A 4,602-nucleotide genomic window follows, 5' to 3' on the forward strand; every position below is an offset into this window, starting at 1 on the left:
TGGGGTACGCTCTACCTATTCAACACGCGGCCCCACAAACAAACAACTCTCGCCGCCCCCCCCCGGAGTTCCGGGGGCCGCCGCTTCGTCGTACTGTGCTGATCTTCGCGTGGCGTCCGCCTCAGACCGCCTGCCTCCTCAGCGTCTTCGACGTGACGGCGACCCCCGCGAACAGCGCCGCCACCAAGGTGCCGATGATCGCGGCGACGACGACGCCCGAGTTCAGGTGCAGGCCCACGTCCGACGAGGTGGCCTCGGAGAGGCCGGCCGCCATGCCGGCCAGCGGGGGCAGCGTCACCAGCACTCCGAGGGCGGCGCCGACGACGATGACCAGGGCGGTCTCGCCGGCCGCGGTGAACAGGAGCTGGCGGACGGTGCCGCCGGCCGACTTCATCACCGCGAAGTCGCGGCGCCGGCCGTGGGCGGCCATGGCCATGGAGTTGGCGACGGCGATCACGCTGTAGCCGACGGCGATGATGATGAGCATCATGGCGAGCGACTCGGTGAGCTTGGCGTCGGTGTTGTAGTCGGCCAGGGCGTACTCGGCGGCGTCGTGCAGCGCGACTCCGGGGGCCGCGGCCGAGGCCTTGGCGTCGCCCGGGACGAAGATGTCGTCGGTGAGCGCGGCCGGGTCGTGGGCGCGGACCAGCTCACGGGCGACCACGAAGTCACCGCGGGCCGGGTCGTCGGGCAGCACCTGGGAGACACGGAGGGAGACGGTGGCACCGTCCGCGAACCGGACCGGGACCTCCTGGCCCTGCTTCAGTCCCAGGTCGCCGGCCATCTTCTCGCCGAGAACCGCCTCGCCCCGCTTGTTCCATTTCGCGTCCCGGCTGCCCAGGACGTCCAGGACGGTGGACGCCCCGGCGTTCTCGTTGTTCTCACCGTTATTGCCGTGCTTCGTCTCGACGAAGGCGCGGGTCGGCAGCGCCGCCTTGCCCACGGGATTGTCGGCGACGACCTCGTCGGTGTTGCCGGGGGTGCCGTCCGGCGTGACGATCGTCTGGCCCGCGACCTTCAGCGCCTCACCGGCCGGGTAGGCGACCCGCATGGTCGACACCATCCCGCTGAGCAGTACCGCGAAGCCGACGGCGGCGATCACCGGGGCCACCAGCGACGCGGCGCGGCGCGGGTTGGCGACCAGCTCTGCGCGGATGAGGACCGGGGCGGCCCTGCCGCCGCGCTGGAACGGCGCGGTGAGGAGGCGGCCGACCGGGCCGACGAACACCGGGGCGAGCAGGGCCGCCGCGACGATCAGCGTCATGGTGGCGAAGATCGCCATGTTGATGCGGTTGTCCGCGGTCGACGTGGCGGTTCCGATCGCGAGCAGGACACCCAGGCCGAGGACGGAGAGACCGGCGATCCAACGACCGCGCCCCATGCCCTTGTTGGCCGAGCGGCTGTCGAGCAACGCCTCGATGGGGGCGACCTTGGCGGCCTTGCGGCCCGCGCTCCAGGCACCGATCACGCTGACCCCGATGCCGACCAGGGAGCCCGTGAGCAGCGGCCAGGCGGCGACGGTGATCTCCATGCCGGGCGGCGTCACGTCCAGGCCCTTGAGGATGGACAGCAGCAGCGGAGTGGCGGCCACGCCCGCCAGACAGCCGGCGATCGAACCGGCGAGCCCGACCACCGCGGCCTCGCCGAGAATCATGCGGCGGATCTGCTTGGGCGAGGCGCCGATGGTGCGCAGCAGGCCGATCTCGCGGCGGCGCATCCCGGTGGACAGGACCAGCATGGAGGCGACCACGAAAACCGTGGTGAACAGGCCGAGCAGGGCCATCGCGCTGATGAGCTGGACGCCCAGGAAACGCTTGTGCTCGATGTACTCGGGCTGCAGTTCGGACCGGCCGTCACCCGAGACGACGCTGCCGTTGTCGCCGATGGCCTTCTTCGCCCCGGAGACGATCGCGCCGGTGTCGGCACCCTTGTCGGGGATCAGGGCGATGGTGGCCACGCCCGGCTGCTGCCGGGCCGCGAACCGCTCGCTGAAGTAGTAGCCGGGGCCGTCCACCGTGCCGACGACCCGGAACTGCTCGCGGCCCTTGGTGATGTTGACGGTCAGCTCGCTGCCCACGGCGGCGCCGAGGTCACGGTCGACCACGACCTCGTTCGCTGCGGCGGGGGCGCGGCCGGAGACCAGCCGGTACGGCGCCATCCGCGCGCTGCCGAAGCCGTGCCCCGACCCGTCGGCGCCCTCGTCGGTGACGGGCTTGCCGTTCTGGATCGCCTGGGCGTAGAAGGAGCGGTCGACCACGGCGTCGGCGACGCCGGGGATCCTCGCCAGGGCGGAGACGAACGGCTCGGCCTCGGTCCTGCTCCACGGCATCCGGTCCTCGGGGCTGCCGTCGGCGTCGACGGCCTGCTTCGGAAGGGCGAGGGCGGCGGTGCCCTCGTAGCGGGGCTGGACCTTGGCGCGGGCGGAGTCGTAGATGACCAGGGTGGTGGTGATCAGGGCCACTCCGACCAGGACGGCGACGAAGGCGCCGAGGAAACCGGACCAGCGTTCACGGACGTTCGCGAGGATCAGCATGTCGGTCAGGCCTCCAGCCGGGCCATGTGCGTGGCGATCGCCGCGGCGTTGTCGCCGCCGGCCTGGTGGTCGAGGTGGATGCGGTCGGCGATCCGGCCGTCCTTGAGGAAGACGACGACGTCGGCGTGGGCCGCGGCCACCGGGTCGTGGGTGACCATCAGGGTGGTCTGGCCCTCGCGGTCGACCAGCATCCGCATCATCCGCAGCACCTCGCGGGAGGTGACGGTGTCCAGGGCGCCGGTCGGCTCGTCCGCGAAGAGGACGTCGGGCCGGGTGATGAGGGCACGTGCGAGGGCTACGCGCTGCTGCTGGCCTCCGGACATCTCGCTGGGCCGGTGCCCGGCGCGGTCGGCGAGTCCCACGGAAGCGAGCGCCGCGGAGACCTGCTCGCGGCTGACCTTGCGGCCGGCGAACCGGGACGGCAGTTCCACGTTCTGCGCCGCCGTCAGGGACTCCACCAGGTTGAACGCCTGGAATACGAAGCCGACGTGCTTGCGGCGCAGTTCGGTGCGCTGCATCTCGTTCTGGCGGCCGATGTCCACGCCGGCCAGGACGATCTGCCCGTCGGAGGGCTGCTCGAGACCGGCCGCGCACTGCAGCAGGGTCGACTTGCCGGAACCCGAGGGGCCCATGATCGCGGTGAAGGTGCCGCGGCGGAAGGAGAGCGAGACGCCGTCCAGAGCGGTGACCTGCCGTCCACCGGTGCCGTGGACCTTGCGCACCGCGTGAAGTTCAACCGCGTCCTGCGTGGGAGTGGTGTGACTCGTCATCGTCATGCCCTGATTCCACTGCACCGGGGGTGTCCGGGGCACTGACCCGCTCTCTACTTCTGAGGTAGAGGCAGCTCTACCTCCCGGGCTTTCAGGAGATCCGGAAGAGACCGCATGGGTACGTTGGCCGCATGCAACCCACAACGGCCTGGCAGGCCATGGCTCAGCGGCCGCTGAGCTTTCTGACCTCCAGCTGGCCCTGGCGGTCCCTCGCGTATCTGAGCGGTGGTGTCCTGGTCGGGGCCGCGGCGATCCTCGTCTTCACCCTCGGCCTGACCGCGGGCCTGATCCTCCTGGTCGTACTGATAGGTGTCGCGCCCCTGGTCGGCCTGGTCCTCGCCTCCACCGTGGTCGCCACGGCGGAGCGCCGTCGGCTGCGCCTCGTCGACCTCGACCACGTCAGCGACCCGCACCGCGCCCCGGAGACCCCGGGACTGCGCGGCTGGGTCTCCACTCGGCTCAAGGAGCAGGCGACGTGGCGGGAGCTGATGTTCACGCTGCTGTCGGCCGTCGCCCTTTGGTGGCTCGACCTGATGGTGCTCGGCTTCTCGTTCGGGCTGCCGGCCACGACCATCGCCTCGACCGACGGCGACACCTGGCCTTGGACGGTGTTCGGCGTACTCGTGCTGCTCTCCACGCCGTACACGGTCACCTCGTGGGCGGGGGCTCGCGCCGCCATGGCCCGTTCCTTCCTCGCCCCACGGGACCGGGAGCTCGGCGAGGAGCTGCGCGAGGTGCGCGCCACCCAGTCGCGGCTTCTCGACTCCTTCGACGCCGAGCGAGTCCGCATCGAGCGGGACCTCCACGACGGAGCCCAGCAACACCTGGTGTCGCTGGGCATGACGCTGGGTCTGATGCGTCTGGACACCGAGCCGGACTCGGCCCAGGGCGAACTACTCAGCCAGGCCGAGCGTCAACTGTCCACCGCGCACAAAGAGTTGCGGGCTCTGATCCGGGGCCTGAACCCGCCGGTGCTCGCCGACCACGGGCTCGTCGCGGCAATCGAGGACTACGCGGGCCGGTTCCCGCTCCCCGTGACGGTGGATCTGAAACTGCCCGAGCGGCTGCCCAGGAAGCTCGAGACGACGATGTACTACCTGATCAACGAGGCCATGACGAACATCGCCAAACACAGCGGTGCCAAGACGGCCGCGGTGCACGGTCGCTACCATTCCGATCTGTTGATCCTCGACATCAAGGACGACGGCAGGGGCGGGCTTGATCCCGCGGGCAGCGGCGTGACGGGGCTCGCGGACCGGGTCACCGCTCTCGACGGCCGGATGCGGGTGTCGAGTCCGT

3 protein-coding genes are annotated in these 4,602 nt (G+C 70.8%); 1 reads left to right on the top strand and 2 read right to left on the bottom strand.

Annotated features, from left to right (window positions below; translation table 11 throughout):
* Positions 1 to 121: 121 nt before the first annotated feature.
* Positions 122 to 2,533 (bottom strand): ABC transporter permease, encoded by a 2,412-nt coding sequence (locus ABT004_RS35960; protein WP_351345939.1) that lies wholly within the window; start codon positions 2,531 to 2,533, stop codon positions 122 to 124.
* A 5-nt stretch (positions 2,534 to 2,538) separates the two neighbouring features.
* On the bottom strand, positions 2,539 to 3,309 hold the full coding sequence (locus ABT004_RS35965; RefSeq protein ID WP_351345942.1) for an ABC transporter ATP-binding protein: 771 nt from the start codon (positions 3,307 to 3,309) through the stop codon (positions 2,539 to 2,541).
* 125 nt (positions 3,310 to 3,434) lie between these two features.
* Between ABT004_RS35965 and ABT004_RS35970 the strand changes: the two genes are divergently transcribed.
* Positions 3,435 to 4,602, top strand: a 1,168-nt coding sequence (locus ABT004_RS35970; protein WP_351345945.1) for a sensor histidine kinase, incomplete at its 3' end; no start/stop codon positions are given.

Origin of the sequence: Streptomyces sp. NPDC002790 (genome assembly GCF_040295505.1) — a bacterium.
Lineage (GTDB): Bacteria > Actinomycetota > Actinomycetes > Streptomycetales > Streptomycetaceae > Streptomyces.

What these genes read in the sequence shown, in the direction of transcription:
- ABT004_RS35960 (WP_351345939.1), bottom strand. Translation starts at nt 2,533, where the DNA reads ATGCTGATCCTCGCGAACGTCCGTGAACGCTGGTCCGGTTTCCTCGGC.
- ABT004_RS35965 (WP_351345942.1), bottom strand. Translation starts at nt 3,309, where the DNA reads ATGACGATGACGAGTCACACCACTCCCACGCAGGACGCGGTTGAACTT.